The organism is Mycobacterium sp. OTB74, assembly GCF_029892685.1.
Classification (GTDB): Bacteria; Actinomycetota; Actinomycetes; order Mycobacteriales; family Mycobacteriaceae; genus Mycobacterium.
The window spans coordinates 98,252-118,109 of record NZ_JARXVD010000021.1; the positions used below are offsets into that span (position 1 = coordinate 98,252).

The following is a 19,858-nucleotide window of genomic DNA, read 5'->3' on the forward strand; positions in this document are numbered from 1 at the left end:
TCGCGTCGCTAAGCTCCATTACATACCGACCACGCATGAGGTGTGGAGTGTTGCCAAGCGAGAAGCGCAGGATTGGATGGAACCCGCTACGCCTTTCGCGCGCACTACAGCCGGTTATCCCCTGCGCAAGAACAGCCAGCTGACTTGGCTCTCAACGACCGCTTCCACTCACTGTCCAATCTGACTTGGACGACGTGGGGACCGAACGGCGCTGACGGCTCAGGCGAGGAGCACACCCAAATCAACTCCGACCCAACTTGTGCCGACCGCACGCAGTACACCGACGCGGTTCAAATCCATGCGTCGAATCCTCAACCTCCGCCGCCAAGCAGCGGATGCCCGGCGAACATCTTGTTCTACTCCGACGTAGTGCTCAGCCACCCAAACGGGACCACCACGCCGCACAATCCCTCCGCCGAAAGTTTCGAGTGGACCACCATCAACGGGGCGGAAGCCGTTCACTACTGGAACCTCGTGCCAACGCGCGAATAACAGTGAACGACTGACGCGCCATAGAATTTCGCCGGCACATCGCGAGTTAGTGGAAAATGTTGTGCCACAACCATACTCGGATCGAGAAGTGGGTAGATCAGGGTTTGACGGTGGTCAAGGTCGGCGGTCTTTTTGGGCGCGGGAAGGGGATGTGCCGCAACGCACCTTGCACTTGGGCCACTCGTCACGGGCTACTAACAGAGCCCAATGCGACGCGGACAACCGCGGTGAACGACCGGCAAGAGTTGTCGGTGTGACTTTGATTCACTGGCGTCCGACTGCGTCGTCGCAACCCGACGAGCTGCTCGAAGCGATTGTTAACCGGGCCGCTTACATCGGAACGCCTACCTGGACGAGTCCTTGCGGATATATTCGCTGCGGCGGTAACCGTCATCTGCCGGAGAACCCAAAGGCGAGCTAACCCGGCGACCCATTCCTGACGGAGCACCAGCGATGGCTCTGGGGTTGAGCGACGGGGGACAGCCGTGCTAGCACGAATCGCACGACTCGCGATGTCGGCGCCGCGATCGATCATCGCGGTCGCGATGTTGATCATGTTGGGCGCCGGGATTTACGGCATCGGGGTAACCAAGAGCCTGTCCGCGGGCGGCCTCCATGATCCGACCAGCGAGTCGTCTCGTGCTGCCCGGCTGCTGTCCGAGAAGTTTGGCCAGGGCGATATGCAGATGACCATTGCAGTCACCTCCGACGCCGGCGCACAAAGCCCCGGCGCGCGGGCCGTCGCAACCGAGCTCATCCAGCGTCTGCAGGCGTCGCCGTACGTCGCCGGCGTGAACTCGGCGTGGGCCGCATCGCCTACCGCGGCCACGTTGATCAGCAAAGACGGCAAGACCGGTGTGATTGTCGCTGGCATCAACGGCGGGGAAAATGGTGCACAGAAGCACGCCAAGGCGCTGGCCGATCAGCTGCTGCACGACCGCGACGGAGTCAAAGTACGCGCGACCGGCGATGCCATGACCTATGTACAGATCAACGCGCAAACCGAAAAAGACCTGCTCCTGATGGAGTCCATCGCCCTCCCGCTGAGCTTTGTGGCGCTGGTATGGGCGTTCGGCGGCCTGCTGGCGGCCATGCTGCCATTGGCGGTCGGCGGGTTCGCGATTCTGGGTTCGATGGCGGTGCTGCGCGCCGTCGCGCAGGTGACCGATGTGTCGATTTTCGCGCTGAACCTGACCGTGGCGATGGGGCTGGCACTGGCCATCGATTACACGCTGCTGGTGGTCAGCCGGCTCCGCGACGAACTAGCCGGGGGCGCCGGACGTGAGGAGGCGCTGGTGCGCACGATGGCGACGGCGGGGCGCACGGTGCTTTTCTCGGCCGTGACGATCGCATTGTCGATCGTGGCGATGGTGCTATTCCCAATGTATTTTCTGAAATCCTTTGCCTACGCGGGGATCGGAGCGGTTGCGTTCGCGGCCGCTGCCGCGATCGTGGTAACGCCGGCGGCGATCACATTGCTCGGGCACCGGCTGGACGCACTGGATTTTCGCCGGTTGGGCCGCCGCGTCTTCGGCCGTCCGGAACCGGTGCGGCGCCCTGTTGAGCAAGCGTTCTTTTACCGCTCGACCAAGTTCGTGATGCGCCGAGCGGTTCCCTTCGGAGTGGCCATCATCGCGTTGCTATTGCTACTTGGCGCGCCGTTCATCGGCATCAAATGGGGCTTCGCCGATGATCGGGTGCTGCCGTCATCGGCCTCGGTGCGCCAGGTCTCTGAGCAGCTGCGCAGTGATTTCGCCGGCGATGCTACTGCCAATGTGGTCGTCGTAATTCCGGATATGAACGAGTTAACGGCCGATGATCTCGCCCGCTATGCGGCTCAGCTGTCGCAGGTTCCCGGCGTGACGGCGGTGTCTGCGCCCGGTGGCACTTTAATTGGCGGCTCGCTGGTCGGGCGACCGTCGGCGCCGTCAGCTATCCAGGATGGCAGCGCATTTTTCACCGTTGCCAGTGCCGCGCCGCTGTTCTCGCCGGCCTCGGAGATTCAGCTGGACCGGTTGCACGCCGTCGCAGGTCCCGGCGGCCAGCCTGTCCTGATCACCGGCTTGGCGCAGATCAACCGTGACAGTTCCAAAGCGGTCACGTCCCGGCTGCCGCTGGTCCTCAGCGTTATCGCGGCGATCACGTTTGTGGTGTTGTTTTTGCTGACCGGTAGCGTGGTCATGCCCTTGAAGGCGTTGCTGCTCAACATCTTGTCGCTGAGCGCCGCGTTCGGTGCGTTGGTGTGGATCTTTCAAGATGGGCATTGGGGCGCGTTCGGCACCACGCCTACCGGCACCCTCATGGCTGCCATGCCGGTGCTGTTGTTCTGCGTCGCATTCGGGTTGTCCATGGACTACGAAGTGTTTCTGGTGTCGCGGATTCGCGAGCATTGGCTCGAATCCCGGCGCTCCCGGGCCGATAACGATGAAAGCGTCGCGCTGGGGCTGGCCCACACCGGTCGGGTGGTGACTGCCGCGGCACTGGTGATGGCGATTTCGTTTGCCGCGTTGATCGCGGCGAAGGTGTCGTTCATGCGGATGTTGGGTGTCGGACTGACGCTGGCGGTGCTGGTCGATGCGACACTGGTGCGGATCATGCTGCTTCCGGTGTTTATGCACGTGCTGGGCCGCGTCAACTGGTGGGCGCCCAAACCGTTGGTCCGGATTCATCAGCGGTTTGGTTTCAGCGAGGCGAATTCATCGGAACTGACCGAGGTTGCCGCAGAAGCCCGAGGGAGAGGTGCACTGTGACGGACATCGATGTTGCGATTGTCGGAATCGGGTGCCGATTTCCCGGCGGGGTTGAGGATCCGGAGAGTTTCTGGAAGTTCTTGATGGACAAGGGCGATGGTGTGACGGAGGTGCCAGCGGACCGCTGGCGCATCGATCGGTTCTACGATCGGGATCCCGACGCCCCGGGGCGGATGTATGTGCGACGGGCAGGTTTCTTGACCCACAGTCTCTGGGACTTCGATGCCGACTTCTTCGGTATCTCGCATAAGGAAGCGGCCATCCTGGATCCACAGCAACGGCTGCTGCTCGAAACCTCTTGGGAGGCATTGGATGACGCCGGGATGGCCGGATGCATCTCGGGCAGTTCGGCAGGCGTGTTCGTCGGTGGGTTCGTGCTTGACAGTGGGATGAGCCGAGTCGGGCCGTCGGTGCGATCAAGCATCAGTGGCTTCACGGCGATGGGCGCGGCGTTGACGTTGTTATCTAATCGGATCTCCTACACGTTCGATCTGCATGGTCCCAGCGTGACTGTAGATACCGCGTGTTCTTCGTCATTGGTGGCAACGCATCTGGCGGTACAAGCGTTACAGCGCGGCGACTGTGAGACGGCACTGGTGGGCGGGTCGAACGTGATGGTGAGCCCAGACACGTTCGTGTCGATGTGCAAGAGCAGGTTTTTGGCCTTCGATGGCCGGTGCAAGACATTTGACGCCGCCGCCGACGGCTATGGTCGCGCCGAAGGCGCGGCGATGGTCGTGCTCAAACCGTTAGCCGAGGCGCTTCGCGCCGGTGACCGAGTTTATGCGGTGATCGCAGCGACCGGTGTCAATCAGGATGGCCGCACAGTGGCGCTGCCGGTGCCCAATCAGGTTGCGCAGGAGGATCTGGCGCGGCGGGTGCGGGATCGGTCAGGATTTGCCGCGCACGAGATCAGCTACATCGAGGCGCACGGCACCGGCACGGCGGTGGGTGATCCGATCGAAATGCGGGCGCTGGGTGCGGTATACGGCGCGGTGGATGGGCGCAGCGCGCCGGTTCCGGTCGGCTCGTTGAAGAACAACTGGGGGCACGCCGAGGCGGCGGCGGGCGTGGCCGGCTTGATCAAGGCTGCGTTGACACTGCGGCATCGAACGGTGGTGCCGCAGTTCCGGGTGGAGCAACTGAACCCGGCAATCCCGTTCGAGGAGTTGGGGATCCGAGTGCCGCTGGAGCCCGAGCCGCTCATCGCCGGACCGACGGGCCGGAATGTGGTCGCGGTCAACGGATTCGGCTACGGCGGCACCAACGCGCACGTCCTGCTGACCGAAGCGCCTGCGCCCCGACCGATTTCCGAGCCAGCGCGGCCAGTGATCCGAGTTCTGCCGGTGTCCGGACGAAGCGACGCCGCCGCGCGAGCGGCAGCCGGCAGGCTGGCCGGATTGTTGGACACCGTAGACCCCGTGACGATCACCGCCGCGGCGTGGACGAGGCGGGCCCATCACCCGTTCCGCGTCGGCGTGCCCTACACCGACGCCGTGGATCTGCGGGATCGGCTGGCCGCCCTGGCAAATGGGGAGGGTCGGGCACTGAGCCGCGTCGTGGCCGACGGCACTACCGGGCCGGTGTTCGTCTATAGCGGCATGGGCCCGCAATGGTCGGGGATGGGTCAGGGCCTGCTCGAGTCGGACGAGTGCTTTCGCGCCGAGGCGCAGAAGATCGACGCGGAGTTCGCAGTGATCGCCGACCGGTCGATCCTTGAGGAGCTACAGCGCTACGACGGAGACTCGCAGGTGATGCCGACCGAGATCGCTCAACCGGCGAATTTCCTAGTGCAAGCGGCGCTGACCGCGGTGCTGGCCAATCAGGGCGTCACGCCTGCGGTGGTGGTGGGTCACAGCGTCGGTGAGGTGACCGCGGCGTATGTGTCTGGGGCGCTGTCGCTGACCGACGCGGTGTGGTTGAGTTACCACCGGGCACGGCTGCAGGCGCGCACCGCCGGCACCGGCGGCATGCTGGCGGTGGGCTTGGCGGCGGCGGCGGCGGAGACGCTGATCGCCGAGCTACCACAGGTGTCGCTGGCCGCGGTGAACGGTCCGTCGTCGGTGACCCTGTCCGGTAACATCTCGGCGCTGCAGGCGCTGCACGACACCCTTTCGGCGGACGGGACTTTCGCGCGGATGTTGCGCGTCGAGGTGCCCTATCACAGTCACCTGATGGACCCGATCCTAAGCGAATTGGCCAAGACTCTAGCCCGATTGGCGCCACGGGCGCAGGCCGCCCCCGCGTACTCGACGGTTACCGCGGCGCCGGTTGCCCGCGTGGGCTGGACGGCCGAGTACTGGTGTGACAACGTGCGCGAACCGGTGCGGTTCGCCGACACCATCGCCGCGTTGCTCGACGAAGGGCATCGAGTGTTCCTCGAGGTCGGGCCGCATCCAGTTCTCAGCGGGAACATTCGCGAGCAGCTGGTGCAGCGCGGCATCGCCGGCGCGGCGGTGCCCACGTTGACGCGTGGAGCCGACGACGCCGAGCGGGTGCTGGCCGCTGTCGCGGAACTCTATGCCGCCGGCGGGATCTCGACCGCAGCCATCCCCGGCAGTCCACAAATCCGCGTGCCGCATCTGGACATGCCGCGCTACCCCTGGCAACGGACCTTTCTGCGGACGGAGGATCCTGCCACCTTGTTGGACCGGTTCGGCACAGCAGAGGGATTCGCGATGCTCGGCGATCCGGTCGGGACCACAGCTGACACCGAGTGGGAGGTGCCGCTGGCGGCGGCGCAGCTGCCATGGTTGCCGGATCACGTCGTCGCTGACCGTGTGGTGGTGCCCGGCGCGGCATATATCGACGCGGCGTTGAGCGCGGCAGCCAGGCGCACCGGGCGATCCAGCTTCGGCCTGGAGGCTCTCCAGTTCGTGGCACCGCTGCTCGTGGATCCGCACGATGTTCCGCGGCTGCGGGTCACCGTGGAGGAGTCCACCCACCGTTTCGCGATCCGGTCCAAGCCGGGTGATCCCGACAGCACGGCGGGCTGGACCCTCAATGCCCGGGGCCGATTGATCGAAGCCGAATTCGATTCGGCCACAGTCGATGTGAAATCGGCCGCCGATGCCGTCGATCTGGATGGAGAGGCCATTTACCGCGGCATGACCGAACTCGGCCTCGAATACGGTGCAAGCTTCCGGCGCATCGCGAGCGCGCACGTCACCCGTGATCGCGTGGTGGCGGTGCTCAGCCGGCTGGACGGCGAGCAACCGCGGCACCTCGCGCACCCCGCCGTGGTGGATTCGGCGCTGCAGTGCGTCGCCACCCTGGCCGTGGCCGCCGGCCCGCTGATCGACGAGGGCGCGATGGTGCCCCACTCAATGACCGGCGTGCGCTATCACGGGCCGATCCCCGACGACGCCCGGGCGGTAGCCACGCTGCTGTCCACCAAGCCCTTCCGTGCCGATGTCACCATTGCCGATGCCGAGGGCCGGGTGGCGCTTCACATGTCCGGGGTGGAGTTCCGGTCGGTGGCGCAGATGGACGCCGCGCGCCGGCTCGAGCGGGTGTTCTACGAGCAGGTGTGGGAGCAGGTCGCCCCGCCGATCCTTGCCGAGGGCGAGCAACGCATCGAGGCAGTCGCGGTGTTCTGCGCCGGCGCCGACGCAAAGTCCCGGGCCCACCAGCTGTTCGGTAATCACGATGTGACGCCGATGACGGTGCTCACCGACCCCGAGGGCGCAGAGGAACTCGTGCGCACTGCGCTGCTGGGCGGCAACGGCGATCCCATCGCCGACCGGATTCGGGTCGTGTTCGTGGCAAGCACCGAAATGGACGGCGCCGATCAATTGGAGCTGCTCGCGAAGGTGGCGAAGGTGGTGCAGCAACTGACCGAGATCGGCCGCGAATCCGCGCGCGCCGGCGAGAAGTCCTCCGCCGCAGGCAGCGCGCAGCGCGGTTCGGCGTCGAAAGCCGCCGAACCCGTTCCAGCCGAGGGTAATCGGGCTGCGGCGGCACCGACCGCTACGCAAGTCCGAGGGGTCGTGATCACCGATTTCGGCGCGGCACTGCCCAGCGATGAGACGATCTCGCTCACCCACGCCGGGCTCGTCGGCGCCCGCCGCGAGCTGTTCGCTGAACAGCCGTGGATGCAGTGGATGCTCATCGATCTCGACGGAGCGTGTGGCGACGCGGTCGCCGCTCCGTTCGAACCGTCGGCAGCCGACCCCGCCGACTCGGCCGCGTGCGAAGTCAGTGCGGCTGAGCCTGCTTCGGCGGCGGTTGGGGTCGCGTCTGCACCACGGCCGAGCGTGCGTGACCTGATCTTGACCGATGGACCCCTCGATGAGATCGTCTGGCGCGACGGGACTCTGTGGGCGGCGCGGGTCAGCATGGGCGCCGGTGCGTATCTGGCGGCCCGAGCCCACGCCGAGCGCGCCGGGACTGACGTCGAGAACTTCCAGATCGAGATCCCCAGGACGCGGCTGCTGGCAGATCTGGCCCTGCGACAGGTCGATAGGGTGCCGCCCGGGCCCGGTGAGGTGGAGCTGCGGGTCGAGGCGGTCGGCCTGAACTACAAGGACAGCATGAAGATCGTCGGCATGCTGACCGAACGTGAACTCGCCGGAACCTATTACGGGATGAGCGTCGGCATGGAGGTGGCCGCCGAGGCGGTACGGGTCGGTCACGGGGTGACGAACGTCGGCGTGGGAGACAAAGTGGTCGTCTTCGCGCGGGGCATGCTGCGCAAATATGTGACCCTGCCGGCGCAGAACTGCGGGCGGATCGGCGTCTGGGTGTCGGCGGACGAACTGGCCGACCCAACCGTCGCGGCCACCTACGATCCACTTGTCTGCGGTTCGCAACTGCCGTTCCTGACCGCCATCTACGGTCTCCGGACGCTGGCCCGATTGCGGCCGGGTGAAATAGCGCTGATCCACGGTGCCGCAGGCGGGATGGGCCAGGCTGCGGTCCAGGTGGCATTGCGGATGGGCGCCACCGTGATCGGTACCGCCAGTAGCCCGCAGCGGCGGGACTCCGTGCAGCAGGACGGGGCGCATCACGTGCTGAACTCGCGGTCGGCGAGCTTCGTCGACGAGGTGTTGCAGCTGACTGGCGGCCACGGCGCGGACGTGATCTACACCTCGGCGCCGGGCGAGATCGGCGCCCAGAACCTCCGTGTGGCAGCGGAGTTCGGACGGATTGTCGATATAGGCAAGGCCGATATCTATACCGACGGGCTGCTCGAGCTGCGCCCGTTCGACCGCAACCTGAGCTTCTTCGCTGTTGACATGGACCGGGCAATGGCCGTGGACTCCGATATTGTGTGGAATCCGGGGCTGGAGGCGGTGGAGGAACTGACGTCGGGCCGGTACCGGTGGCTGCCGTATCGCCGGTTCACCCTCGACGAGTTGCAAGAGGCGTTCGAGACGGTCGCACGCGCAGACACCATTGGTCGCGTAGTACTCGATTTCCGCACCGAGCCCGCGCGCGTACGGCCGCCGGTCGACTACGTGGACATCCGGCCCGGCGGCACCTATCTGATCACCGGCGGGTTCGGTGCGTTCGGGCTGGCCACTGCGCGTTGGCTGGTGCGCGCGGGCGCGCGGCGACTAGTACTCGCCGGTCGCCACGGCGCGTCAAGCGAGTCAGCGCAGCTGCAACTGGCCGACTTCGCCACCATGGGCGTCGAGGTGGTCGAGGAGCGATTGGATCTAGCCGACTACGACGCCACGGCCGAACTGATCGCCCGCATCGAAGGCAGCGGCCACCCATTGCGCGGGGTGTTCCACGCCGCGGGGGTGGTGAACATGGTCCCTGTCTCCGACCTGTCCCGGGCCGAGCTCGACGCGGTGGTCGCGCCGAAGGCCCGCGGCGGTGAGAACCTCTACCGCGCGGTGACCGCCGCGGGTGTGAAACCCGATGTGGTAGTGCTGTATTCATCGATCAGCGCGTGGGGCATCATGGAGCCGCAGCTGTCCTATGCGAGCGCGAACTACGCGCTGGACGCGCTGGCGGCGATGTGGCGGCGCCAGGGGGTGCGGGCGCTCGCGGTGAACTGGGGCTACATGAGCGGCGGTGGGATGTCCGAGGGACACGAGGCCTTTTCCACGTACATCAAATCCCTTGGCTATACCGCGATCGACATGGACCGCGCCACCACTCTGCTGTCCGAGGTGCTCAGCTTCGGCGTCCCGCAGGCCGGGATCGTCGACGTGGACTGGACCCGGTGGGCCCCAGGCTATGAGGGCATTGCGCGCAGTCGCCGCTTCGCGCAGCTGTTCGCCGACGCCGGGGTCACCGGCCAGCGACCGGCCAGCGCCCTCGCCAAAGCAATCGCGGCGGTGCCGCCGAAGGAGCGCGTCGACATGATCGTCGAGAAGCTGGCGTCCGAACTGGCAACGGTACTCGGGGTCAGTGCAACCACCATCGACGTTGACGCACCGATGACCGAACTCGGGATGGACTCGTTAACAGCGATGGAATTCGGCGCGCGCTCTGAAAGGGAGCTGAACATCCAGATCAAACCCTTTGAGCTAAATCGCGGCATATCCATTCGCGGCCTCGCCGCCAAGCTGGTCTGGCAACTGATGCAGCAGGTCGGTGCGAAAGGAGCGGTCGCGTGACCGTAGCGCTGAACGTGAGCAAGCGGTATTCGATGGTCGATGCCTGGTTCTACGACACCATCGTGGCCCCAGCGCTGGCGGCGATGAAGCCCGACCTGGCGGCCGAGTTGCTCGCAGCCTTGCCCGCGAATGGTCAGGTGCTCGACGTCGGTAGTGGCGGGGGGCAGCTATGCATCGCTTTGGCCGAGCGCGGGCCGGGCCTGCGGGTTACCGGCGTTGACATTTCCCCCGACCAGCTGCGTCGGGCCCGACGACGAGCGACGGCGCTCGACGAGCGGGTCCGGTTCGTCGAGAACACCGCCATGGAGCTGCCATTCCCAGACGAATCCTTTGACGCCACCATCAGTTACGGCTCGATCAAGCACTGGCCCGACGCGTCCCGCGGGGTCGGCGAAATGCTGCGCGTGCTGCGCCCAGGCGGACTGTTCGTGGTGGTGGAGCTGGACCGCGACTGCAGCCTGGCCGACGCGCGGCGCTACATCGCGCGATGGCGGCTGCCACGCCCGGCGCGGGCGGCGTGGTTGCCGATCTTCCGCAGATTCATCGCCGGCGGCAGCATCAATCTGGAACAGGCGCGCACCCTTGTCGCTGACCGGCCCTTCAAAGAGGTGACCGTGCAACGGATCCCCGGCGAGCCGGGGCTGGAAATCATCGGCCGCAAGGCAGCTAGCCGCCTCGCCAGCGAATAGCGCCACAAGCCCGCTGCGTAGGGAGCTTGCGCCGCATCAGTCATGAGAATCAGGGAACAAAGCGTGGCGGATATAGATCGCTTTCTAGTGCGTTTGCGTCGCGTTCGGGCTATTCCGGCGAGCGGCTTTGATAAGCGCAAGGAATGCTGCCTGATCGCCAAAAGCAAAAGTGCCCGACCCGCCGCGCAAGTAGCATCTCGATTACCAAGCGGCGAGCAAGGTGCGTTGCGGTGGCGAGCAAGAAGCGCATGCGTTCGACAACCTTCTGCCGTACTACGGGGCTGTGTCTGTTGAGGAATTGGACCGGGAAATCAGCACGGTAAGCGAGCGGGCTGCGCGCCGTAGGAGTCGCGCTCGCGCTACTAAGCGCTATTGGGACGAGCGCCCAGCCGTCAGGTCGGCGTAAACGGGGGTTTGAGAGCAATCGCAACCGTGGACGCCGCCATCCTGACCTGAAAGGTCCGCGGTGAAGGCCCCAGCCCGGTGTCCGCACCGGCCCGGGCGGTGCGGACACCGTCCAAATAGCTCAGGCGCGTGCTAGGTCGATGGCGATGGGGACCGGGTTGCTGATGACGTCCCGGACGGGCGAGTAACGGCTGAGGTCGGCCAGTTCGGCGAGCTGATCGTCATCGAAGTCGCCGGTGACCTTGATCGTGACGCGGATCTGGCCGTACCCAGGGCGCACCTTGTCGTTGAGCCCGAGGACCCCCTGTGCGTCCAGGTCCCCCTCGACGGTGGCCTCCAGACCCTCCAGTGCTATGCCGCGGGCGGCGGCGTGGAAGGTGATCGTGCCGGTGAGGCAAGCCGCGAGGGCGTGGAGGACATATTCGCTGGCATTGGGCGCCCGGTTTTCACCGAGCAGGACCGGCGGCTCGTCGGACTCCACCGTGAACGGCTCTGTGCGGGAGGCGTCTTCTTGGCCGACGCCGTAGAAGTCCTTGATCGTCGTGCGGCTATAGCTGCCGTCGATCCACTCGTGGCGAGCACGGAACTGAAACCGAGCTAACGCGGGGTTAGCGGTGACAGCGTCCATCGTTCCGGAGAGCTGGTCGACGTCGAGGCCATTGACGATGGTTTGTGCGTACATGATGAGCTCCTAGTTTCGATTAAGCACGACCGTTCGTGCTATCAAGCACCGTACGACCGATCGTGCTAAGTTGTCAACATGACGACTGCCACGACGAACCAGCGCACCCGCATGCAACGAAAGACGCGCGCCGACGGCGAACGAACCCGCAGCGCGATCCTGCGCGCCGCCGCCTCGCTTGCCACTGTCGACGGCCTGGAGGGCCTGTCCATCGGGAACCTGGCCGCCGCGACCGGCATCAGCAAGAGCGGCCTCTACGCCCACTTCGGCTCCAAGCTGGAACTCCAGCTGGCAACCGTGGAGGAGGCGGAGCGGATCCTCGCCACAGAAGTCATACAGCCCGCGCTCACGGCCCGCCCCGGCCTAGCCCAGCTGGCAGCGCTGTGCGAAGCATTTTTCAGCTATGTGGAGCGACGCATCTTCCCCGGCGGCTGCTTCTTCGCTGCCACGGCGCTGGAGATGGGCACTCGTCCCGGACCCATCAAGGAACGGATCGCTGCCATCCAGGACGGGTTCGTGACACTACTCCGAGACAACGCGGCCATCGCGCTTGAACAGCACGAACTTCCGGCCCGCGAAGACCCAGACCGGCTCGCGTTTGAGTTGCACGCGATGCTCCTGGCCGCCGACACCAAATTCGTGCTGCACGATGACCCAGCCATCCTGGAGTTGGCCCGCCAGGTCGTCCGGCAACGGCTGGGACCCGAGCCAATGTGAAGGTGCTGCAGACGCTGCTGGGCCACAACACAGCCACCATCACGCTGGACCGCTACGGACCGATGCGTCGGCCCTATAGCGTGTCTACAGAAGCGGCCCGAAGGCTACATCTAGGCAATAGCTTTCGCGCTCAACCGCCACACGCAGTCTGGTGTCGCGCTGCTCCACGTGGACTTCGGGAAATTCCCCAGATTCACCGAAGTGAAGAGTTCGGCCAGCGACGGGGGTGCCTGCGCTTACCGGCGCTGTTGCGGTCGGTCGGGTATAACCCTGCCCCCTCCTCGAAAACTCCCGCCGGTGTCCGCGACGGGCATACGATCACCTTATAAGGGCAACCTTGAACCAAGGGCTCGGTACGTCCAGGAGGTAGAGATGAGGACGGCTGGGCTTGTACCGCCTGGGTACGACTACGCCCCGCCGAGCATCGGTGGTATGTACCGGGGCAAATGCCCGCCGGTCGAGCTAACCCGTAGCCCCGACCTCAGTGTGCGGGTGAGAATCGCGCAGGCGCAGGCGGGTGACCCGCCGCTCGGTTACCCCGGCAAACAAGTCGCCCGGTAATGCGCGAGAGCATGCGCTCCGCCGCTAGTCGAGCCGTCCGGTGACGAGGACACATTCGGGGATTCCGACTGCTTCTTCTTCGGACACCGCACGTTCGTAGCGAGCCATCATGTCGTGCACGCCGATCGCCTCGACGTGCCAACCGTGTTGTTGGAGCCAGTCTGCGACTTCCGTGCGTTCCTCCTTGTACCAGAGAGCGGGAAACTCTGGCATGTCATCTCCGCCCTCGATGACGGCGTGGCGTAGCTCGTCATAGAAAGCCTTGAGGCGAGCAACGTTCTCGGGCTGGTAAAACGCGGCGGTAATCGCATCGACCGCGATACAGCTGCCCGTCGCGCTCAGACCGTGGATCCGGTCGAACAAAAGATCTTGGGCGGTGGCCGGCAGGTATGCCATTAGACCCTCCGCCGACCATGCTGTCGGTTGGTTCGGGTTGAAACCGGCGTCGCACAACGCCTTTGGCCAATCCTGGCGCAGATCGATCCCAACGGCGATGTAACGGGCGACCGGTTCAGCCTCATGGGAACGCAGCGTCTCGGTCTTGAACGCCAGCACCGCTGGCTGGTCGATCTCATAGACGGCGGTGCCTGGTTTCCATGGCAGCCGCCATGCCCTGGCGTCCAGCCCGGCAGCCAGGATCACTGCTTGCGCGACAGTGGCGCCAGCGGCGGTGAAGAAGTCGTCAAACCACTTAGTCCGCGATCCGTTGTACGCCCCCACGGCCAGCACCTGTCGCAGTAAGTGCGGATGGTTCTGGTGCAGCCATGGGAATAGGTTGGTATGGATTACTGAGGACCCGCCACGTGTAGTGGCCTCATCCAGGAAGAACTGGGCGTATGGGTCCGCGAACAGCGGGTGTTCGTGCTCGCTTTCCCTGGCCCGCCATTCCGCGCATCCGAACGCTGTTGCACCAACACTCTGCGTGATGTCCCACGTGTCGTCGTCAGCCCTGGTCATTTGCCCGCCCTTCGTTTCTCGGCACGGCCATTGGTTTGTGGAGGCTCGGGGTCGTACAGCCGGCAGCGCTCGATGAGGATCTCGGCCAGCCGTTCCGGCTCGCTGATCATCAGGCAGTGACAGGTATCCACCTCGATGAGTGTTTGGACACCACCAAGCGCATCAATGTATTGGCGCTGCATCTTCGGCGACAGGGCGCGATCTCGCAGGGTCAGGATCCAGGTGCGCGGAACGTCATCGGGCATTCCTTGCCGGGACACCTTCTCCCCCAGTATCCGGGCGGATTCCGGGTGTACCTTGTCGGCCATGAATTTGCGCCGCGCCCTGGGCACTCCGTTGAGGTAGAGGAATCTGATTCCAAGCGAAGGTGTTTGGCTCAATCCGCCTCGCTTCGCGTTGCGCCGGGCGGTTGGCGCGAAGGGACCGGTAAGCGTGTCGGCGAGCGACGTGCCCTCGGGCGGGACGAACGCTGTCGCGAGGATCATCTCGCGTACCTTCGACGATCCAAGCTTGGCGACCACGCTGGGCACCGTCAGTCCAGCCAGCGAATGACCGACTAGAACGATGTCATCCAACCCAGCGTCTGCGATATCGTCGACGACCGATTGAACACAGTCCGCAAGAGTGAGCGTAGGAAGATCGCCGGGTTTGTTCCTCCGTCCCGGCAAGTCGGGAGCGAGCACGTTCAGCTCCGGTGCTATCCGGTTGAGCTCCTCGACGGCCAGCTCCCACGAATCGGCGGCGAGTCCGCCGCCATGCACGAGAACCAATGTGGGCAGTGCCATCGCGGGCCTCCTTCAGCGTCGTGAGCCCGAGACCGCATCGTAAAGCTCGCGACGCCACCCCGGGTGGCGATGACCGAGTTAGCTAGCGCACCGACCTCGCCGCCGGTATCCCGCCGCGCGCCGGGGCGACGCCGTGGTGAGTGTAGTAGCGAGCCGATCCATTCGACCCCAAAACGCATCTACCAGGCCTTTTCCCGTGCCCCCAGTCGGACTCGAACCCTCATGGGGTACTCCGATAACCGGGTAAAAAAGCTCTGAACTGCCCAAATAGGGAGCGTGACCTTAGTCCAAATTAGTGTAACTGTGTCCAGATGGTGCCCAGAGTGTGTCCACAATGTGTCCACGCACGGGGGGCAAAACACACACCTGTAGCCGTGACGCCGAGCATTGTCACCGGTCCGTCGGCTCCCTCTTCGTCCGACTGAGGATGAATCGGCACGTCAGGACCTACAGAGTTGGGCAAATGGGACACAGCCGGGGCACACAAACCCCACATTGCGCAATAGTGGGCCCCCGCAGGGCCCCACCTACTCGCCTCCGGTCCGGGCGGTCACGCTGGGGCGGCGGCGGAGTCTTGGATGTGTGCCGGAAGCCGGTGCAGGACCTCGCATCCCTCCTGTCGTGGCATGGCATGGCTTGCCCGGAGCGCAAAAGCGGCGACGTCGGGCACGCGGGCAGGCGATTGGTCGGCCTAAGGAGCTTGATGCAGCCAAAGCTGCTCTGGCTCAGCGGATGCACGCAAGCGGCGAGTCGGCAAGCACCATCGCGACGGCACTCAACGTCAGCCGCGCGACGGTGTACCGCGTGCTCTCTGAGCTGAATCACGATTCCGAGTAGCTCAACGGCAGCAGTTCGGGTCCAGCACCGAACACAAAGCAACCAGGGATTCGCTGCGGGGCCGGTGGTACACGTTCATGCCACGCCGCTCCGATTCGACCAAGCCGGCCCGCCGCAACTGAGACAGGTGATGACTCACCGTTGATTCACTCAGGCCGACGGCCGCCGCCAAGTCGCAACTGCACTCCTCTTCGAGGTCGCTTCCGAACAACAGCGACACGAGCTTGACCCGGACCGGATCGGCTAACGCTTTGAGTCGCAACGCAATCTCTAATGCCGCGGCGTCGTCTAGCGGACCGGCTGCGACGGGTGAGCAGCAGACCGGCGTGGAGATATCGACGACGGGCAGCGCCTTGGGCATGTAGCCATCGTGCCACGATATGTTGACATATGTCGAAGAGGTGGGATGATCGGTGGAGCGTACAAGTTCGACATAAGTCTCACAGGTAGGTGCTCATGTCCTGTGTTCAACTCGCCCTCAACGTGGACAACCTCGGCGAAGCCGTGGCGTTCTACTCGAAACTGTTCAACACGAAACCGGCGAAGATCAAGGACGGCTACGCCAACTTCGCCGTCGCTAATCCCCCGCTGAAGCTGGTCCTGCTGGAAAACCCCGGCAAGGGCGGCACCATCAACCATCTCGGCGTCGAGGTCGAATCCAGCGATACGGTCCACGCAGAAATCACCCGCCTAACCGACGAGGGCATGTTCACCGAAGAAGAGATCGGCACCACATGCTGCTTTGCAACGCAAGACAAGGTCTGGGTGACCGGACCTAGCGGAGAGAAGTGGGAGATATACACCGTCCTGGCCGACTCCGAGACATTCGGCACCAGCCCCGAACTGTTTGCCGTAGACAAGTCCGGTGGCTGCTCGTGCCACAACAGCGACGAGACCGTGGGTGACAGTCCCGCCGAATCCGCCTCGCCGTGCTGCTGCTGAGCGACTGTGCCTAAAGCGACTGTGCCTAAACGGATAAAGCCCGACCGCCAGTTGCCGCGACGATTCCTCGCCGAGTTCATCGGCTCCGCACTGTTGGTCACCGTCGTTGTCGGATCGGGTATCGCCGCCGCGCAACTGTCGCCCAACGACGTAGGGTTGCAGCTACTCGAAAACTCCACAGCGACCGTCCTCGGACTTGCGGTGCTGATCCTTTTGTTCGGCCCAGTCTCCGGCGCACACTTCAACCCAGTTGTTTCCCTTGCCGACTGGCTGCTCGGACGACGGGCCGCTACCAGCCTTAGTGCGACAACTATGGTGGCTTACGCAGTCGCTCAAGCAGTCGGAGGAATCTGTGGTGCGCTGCTCGCCAACGCCATGTTTGACCGTCGTGTTGTCGAACTCGCAACCAAGCACCGAGTCACAACCGGGCACCTCATCGGCGAAGTGGTCGCAACGGCGGGCCTGATTGCTCTGATCTTTGCATTGGCGCGTTCGGAGCGGGCAGCGCTATCGGCAGCAGCGGTCGGTGCCTACATCGGTTCCGCCTACTGGTTCACGAGTTCCACATCATTCGCGAATCCCGCTGTGACAGTGGGCCGAATGTTCTCCGACACGTTCGCCGGTATCGCACCTACCTCAGTGCTTCCCTTTATTGCCGCTCAGATCGTTGGTGCGCTCATCGGACTCGCGCTGGCGGTCATCCTATATCCGGACGTTGCCGACACCGCCGACGAAGCCGTCGTGCCGCATAACACTGCTAGCCCGCCGATGGAACGAACAATGACCAAACCCGCCGTCCTGTTTCTCTGCACCCACAACGCCGGCCGTTCTCAAATGGCAATGGGATTCTTCAGACACCTCGCCGGCGAGCACGCTGATGTTTACTCCGGCGGCTCTGAACCCGCCGACCAGGTGAACCCGTCAGCCGTCGCGGCAATGGCCGAGAAGGGCATCGACATCACCGCCGAACAACCGAAGCGGTGGAACCACCACATGCTCGAAGCAGCCGATGTAGTGGTCACCATGGGGTGCGGAGACACATGCCCCGTACTACCGGGACGGCGCTACGAAGAATGGCTGTTGCCCGATCCGGCGGGTCAATGCGTCGATGCCGTCCGACCGATCCGAGACGAAATCGAGCAGCGCGTGCGGACGCTCCTGGCCGAGCTGGGCATCGCCGAGCTGGCGGGCAATGAATGACGATTCAGCGGCGGCGCCACCACCACAGCGCCGCCGCCACTGCAAACACCACCAACAACCCCACCAACACCGCAGACCCGATCGTCGCTTGGGTGCCTGTGTATGTTGGCAGCGCCAACACCGCGGCCTTCACCGTGACCAATACCCGGGCGCCATAACGATTCTCATCATCACACCCACCGAGGCGATCAGCTCGGTGACCACATCCGTCGACGCAACAACCGAAGCCCGTTAAGCCCGACGATGATGGTGGAGCCCTCGTGCCCGGCCACGCCAAGCGGCAGCGGCAAGGTGCCAACTAGGTCCCAAATCACCAGCGCGGCAATGAAAGTAGCGGCAATGATCAGGTTAGCGGTCACGACGCGGCGCGCCCGACGGGACAAGGCGATCACTGTAGGAATTGCGGTCAGGTCATCAGCGATGACGACCGCATCGGCGGTCTGCAAAGTCAGGTCCGACCCAGCGCCGCCCATGGCGATACCGGCGTGAGCGGCGGCCAGCGCCGGGGCATCGTTGATGCCATCGCCCACCATCGCCACCCGGGTGCCATCGGCCTGCAGATCAGTGATGGCGGTGACCTTTTCGTGCGGCAGTAGTCCAGCGCCCACCTCGGTGATCCCGACCCGGTCTGCGAGTTCGGTGGCGGCGGCGAGGTTATCGCCAGTGAGCAGCACCGGAGCCTGCCCGGTCAACGCGGCCGCGGCTGCCACGGCAGCAGGGCTATCGGGCCGCATCTGGTCAGATAAGCCCAGGACTGCGACCGGGCGCCCGTCAATGGTGACGATGACCGCGGTGCGCCCGCCCGTCTCGAGCGATGCTGTGACCTCAGCGACGCTGCCTGGTTGGCCAGCATCGAAAGGTGTGCGGTGCGCCGCCGGCGAGCTCACCGCGATCGCCCGACCCTCGACGGTGGCGCTGACCCCCCGACCCGGATGGGCCGCGAAATCGGTGACATCCGACAGCTTGATGCCGCGAGTCCTAGCGGCACGGACAATGGCGGCGCCGAGCGGGTGTTCGCTGGGATGCTCGGCGGCCGCGGCCAACTTCAGGACGTCGTTCTCGGTGAGATCGTCGGCTAGCAGCCGAATTTCGGTGAGTTCGGGTTGTCCGCGTGTGAGGGTGCCGGTCTTGTCGAACGCGACCCGGGTGGTGGTACCGAGTTGTTCCATCACCACCGCGGATTTGACCAATACACCGTGGCGGCCGGCATTGGCGATCGCCGCTAGCAGCGGCGGCATGGTGGCCAGGACCACCGCACAGGGTGAGGCCACAATCATGAAGGTCATCGCCCGCAGCAGTGCAGCCCTCAGGGTGTCCCCGGCCAACAGCGGGATGACGAACACCGCAATGGTGACGGCGACCATGCCAATCGAATACTTCTGCTCGATGTTCTCGATGAACAACTGGGTACGGGCCTTGGTTTGGGCAGCCTGCTCCACCAGCGCGGCGATGCGAGCGACCACCGAATCCTGCGCGCGGCGGTCCACCCGGATACGCAGGGTGCCGGTGCCATTGAGCGTGCCGGCGAATACTTCATCCCCGACGGCCTTGTTCACGGGCAGCGGTTCGCCGGTGATGGTGGCTTGATCGACCTCACTGGCCCCGGCGATCACCGACCCGTCGGCCGCGATCCGCTCGCCAGGTCGCACCAGCACTACATCGCCGACCTCCAGGTCAGCGGCCGCCACACTGTGCTCGCCGCCATCAGCAGCGACGCAGGTAGCGGTGCCCGGCGCCAGGTCCAGCAGCCCTCGCACCGAATCCTCGGTACGGGCGGTCGCTAGCGCCTCCAATGCCCCCGACGTCGCGAAGATGACGATCAACAGCGCGCCATCAGTGATCTGGCCGATTGCCGCTGCACCGATCGCCGCGACGACCATCAACAGGTCAACGTCAAGCGTCTTCTCCCGCAGCGCCTGCAACCCGGCCAGGGCCGACTCCCAGCCTCCGGTGACGTAGCCGGCCAGATACAGCGCCCACCACACCCACACCGGGCCGCCGGCCAGCTGAAACACCAAACCGATCAGAAACAGGCCCAATGCTGCTGCGGCCCAGCGCATCTCCGGCAGATCGAACATGCCACGGCGACCCGGAGCAGCCGCGGCGACTGTAACCCTGGTGCGCGACGGCTGCGTCATGGTCGACATCAGGCACCTCCAAAAACATATGAAAGAGTGAACAGGTATACGCAGCACGATATCAGAACTCATGAATATGTCTTCATGTGTGTGACTGGGTACACTGTGCCGATGGGACATGGTGTGCAAGG

13 protein-coding genes and 2 pseudogenes are annotated in these 19,858 nt (G+C 64.7%); 10 read left to right on the top strand and 5 right to left on the bottom strand.

What is annotated here, in order from left to right:
* The first annotated feature begins 977 nt into the window (after positions 1-977).
* From M2432_RS23550 to M2432_RS23560, 3 genes are read left to right on the top strand one after another with little or no spacing between them, the layout of a single operon-like run.
* On the top strand, positions 978-3,242 hold the full coding sequence (locus M2432_RS23550; protein WP_280829254.1) for an MMPL family transporter: 2,265 nt from the start codon (positions 978-980) through the stop codon (positions 3,240-3,242).
* The gene (locus M2432_RS23555; protein ID WP_280829255.1) at positions 3,239-9,814 is read left to right on the top strand and encodes a type I polyketide synthase; all 6,576 of its coding nucleotides are present in this window, start codon (positions 3,239-3,241) and stop codon (positions 9,812-9,814) included. Before M2432_RS23550 ends, M2432_RS23555 begins: the two co-directional genes overlap by 4 nt.
* Entirely contained in the window at positions 9,811-10,503 is a 693-nt protein-coding gene (locus tag M2432_RS23560; RefSeq protein WP_280829256.1) for a class I SAM-dependent methyltransferase, read from the top strand. Before M2432_RS23555 ends, M2432_RS23560 begins: the two co-directional genes overlap by 4 nt.
* 526 nt (positions 10,504-11,029) lie before the next feature.
* Here the strand turns inward: M2432_RS23560 and M2432_RS23565 are convergent.
* A complete protein-coding gene (locus M2432_RS23565; RefSeq protein ID WP_280829257.1) occupies positions 11,030-11,590 on the bottom strand; it encodes an OsmC family protein in 561 nt (186 codons plus the stop codon).
* Positions 11,591-11,668: 78 nt separating this feature from the next.
* On the opposite strand from M2432_RS23565, the gene M2432_RS23570 reads away from it, so the two are divergent.
* Positions 11,669-12,307, top strand: coding sequence for a TetR/AcrR family transcriptional regulator (locus tag M2432_RS23570; protein ID WP_280829258.1), 639 nt, complete (start codon positions 11,669-11,671; stop codon positions 12,305-12,307).
* 372 nt (positions 12,308-12,679) lie between these two features.
* The gene (locus M2432_RS23575) at positions 12,680-12,868 is read left to right on the top strand and encodes a hypothetical protein (RefSeq protein WP_280829259.1); all 189 of its coding nucleotides are present in this window, start codon (positions 12,680-12,682) and stop codon (positions 12,866-12,868) included.
* A 24-nt stretch (positions 12,869-12,892) separates the two neighbouring features.
* Here the strand turns inward: M2432_RS23575 and M2432_RS23580 are convergent, their stop codons facing one another.
* Together M2432_RS23580 and M2432_RS23585 are read right to left on the bottom strand one after the other, a co-directional pair.
* A complete protein-coding gene (locus tag M2432_RS23580) occupies positions 12,893-13,825 on the bottom strand; it encodes an SAM-dependent methyltransferase (RefSeq protein ID WP_280829260.1) in 933 nt (310 codons plus the stop codon).
* Positions 13,822-14,610 (bottom strand): alpha/beta fold hydrolase, encoded by a 789-nt coding sequence (locus M2432_RS23585; RefSeq protein ID WP_280829261.1) that lies wholly within the window; start codon positions 14,608-14,610, stop codon positions 13,822-13,824. Before M2432_RS23585 ends, M2432_RS23580 begins: the two co-directional genes overlap by 4 nt.
* Before the next feature lie 660 nt (positions 14,611-15,270).
* Here M2432_RS23585 and M2432_RS23590 point away from each other — a divergent pair.
* Positions 15,271-15,447: pseudogene (locus M2432_RS23590) on the top strand (helix-turn-helix domain-containing protein); the annotation flags it as partial.
* Position 15,448: 1 nt separating this feature from the next.
* On the opposite strand, the gene M2432_RS23595 reads toward M2432_RS23590, so the two are convergent.
* Positions 15,449-15,808: an Rv2640c family ArsR-like transcriptional regulator gene (locus M2432_RS23595; protein WP_280829262.1), complete on the bottom strand. Its 360-nt coding sequence runs from the start codon at positions 15,806-15,808 to the stop codon at positions 15,449-15,451.
* Between the two features lie 95 nt (positions 15,809-15,903).
* Between M2432_RS23595 and M2432_RS23600 the strand changes: the two genes are divergently transcribed.
* The 4 genes and pseudogenes from M2432_RS23600 to M2432_RS23615 all read left to right on the top strand — a co-directional run bounded on the left by M2432_RS23600 (position 15,904) and on the right by M2432_RS23615 (position 17,747).
* A complete protein-coding gene (locus M2432_RS23600) occupies positions 15,904-16,389 on the top strand; it encodes an ArsI/CadI family heavy metal resistance metalloenzyme (RefSeq protein ID WP_280829263.1) in 486 nt (161 codons plus the stop codon).
* A gap of 21 nt (positions 16,390-16,410) precedes the next feature.
* Positions 16,411-17,142: pseudogene (locus tag M2432_RS23605) on the top strand (MIP/aquaporin family protein); the annotation flags it as partial.
* Between the two features lie 27 nt (positions 17,143-17,169).
* Positions 17,170-17,589 (top strand): arsenate reductase ArsC, encoded by a 420-nt coding sequence (locus M2432_RS23610; protein WP_280829274.1) that lies wholly within the window; start codon positions 17,170-17,172, stop codon positions 17,587-17,589.
* Complete coding sequence (locus tag M2432_RS23615) at positions 17,586-17,747, top strand: hypothetical protein (RefSeq protein WP_280829264.1); 162 nt, start codon at positions 17,586-17,588, stop codon at positions 17,745-17,747. Before M2432_RS23610 ends, M2432_RS23615 begins: the two co-directional genes overlap by 4 nt.
* Positions 17,748-17,777: 30 nt before the next feature.
* Here the strand turns inward: M2432_RS23615 and M2432_RS23620 are convergent, their stop codons facing one another.
* On the bottom strand, positions 17,778-19,727 hold the full coding sequence (locus tag M2432_RS23620; protein ID WP_280829275.1) for a heavy metal translocating P-type ATPase: 1,950 nt from the start codon (positions 19,725-19,727) through the stop codon (positions 17,778-17,780).
* Between the last annotated feature and the right edge of the window lie 131 nt (positions 19,728-19,858).

Bases quoted from the DNA above. Each gene is read 5' to 3' on its own strand.
- M2432_RS23575 (WP_280829259.1), top strand. From the start codon at position 12,680: ATGAGGACGGCTGGGCTTGTACCGCCTGGGTACGACTACGCCCCGCCG.
- M2432_RS23570 (WP_280829258.1), top strand. From the start codon at position 11,669: ATGACGACTGCCACGACGAACCAGCGCACCCGCATGCAACGAAAGACG.
- M2432_RS23585 (WP_280829261.1), bottom strand. From the start codon at position 14,610: ATGGCACTGCCCACATTGGTTCTCGTGCATGGCGGCGGACTCGCCGCC.
- M2432_RS23565 (WP_280829257.1), bottom strand. From the start codon at position 11,590: ATGTACGCACAAACCATCGTCAATGGCCTCGACGTCGACCAGCTCTCC.
- M2432_RS23620 (WP_280829275.1), bottom strand. From the start codon at position 19,727: ATGACGCAGCCGTCGCGCACCAGGGTTACAGTCGCCGCGGCTGCTCCG.
- M2432_RS23615 (WP_280829264.1), top strand. From the start codon at position 17,586: ATGACGATTCAGCGGCGGCGCCACCACCACAGCGCCGCCGCCACTGCA.
- M2432_RS23580 (WP_280829260.1), bottom strand. From the start codon at position 13,825: ATGACCAGGGCTGACGACGACACGTGGGACATCACGCAGAGTGTTGGT.
- M2432_RS23595 (WP_280829262.1), bottom strand. From the start codon at position 15,808: ATGCCCAAGGCGCTGCCCGTCGTCGATATCTCCACGCCGGTCTGCTGC.
- M2432_RS23610 (WP_280829274.1), top strand. From the start codon at position 17,170: ATGACCAAACCCGCCGTCCTGTTTCTCTGCACCCACAACGCCGGCCGT.
- M2432_RS23600 (WP_280829263.1), top strand. From the start codon at position 15,904: ATGTCCTGTGTTCAACTCGCCCTCAACGTGGACAACCTCGGCGAAGCC.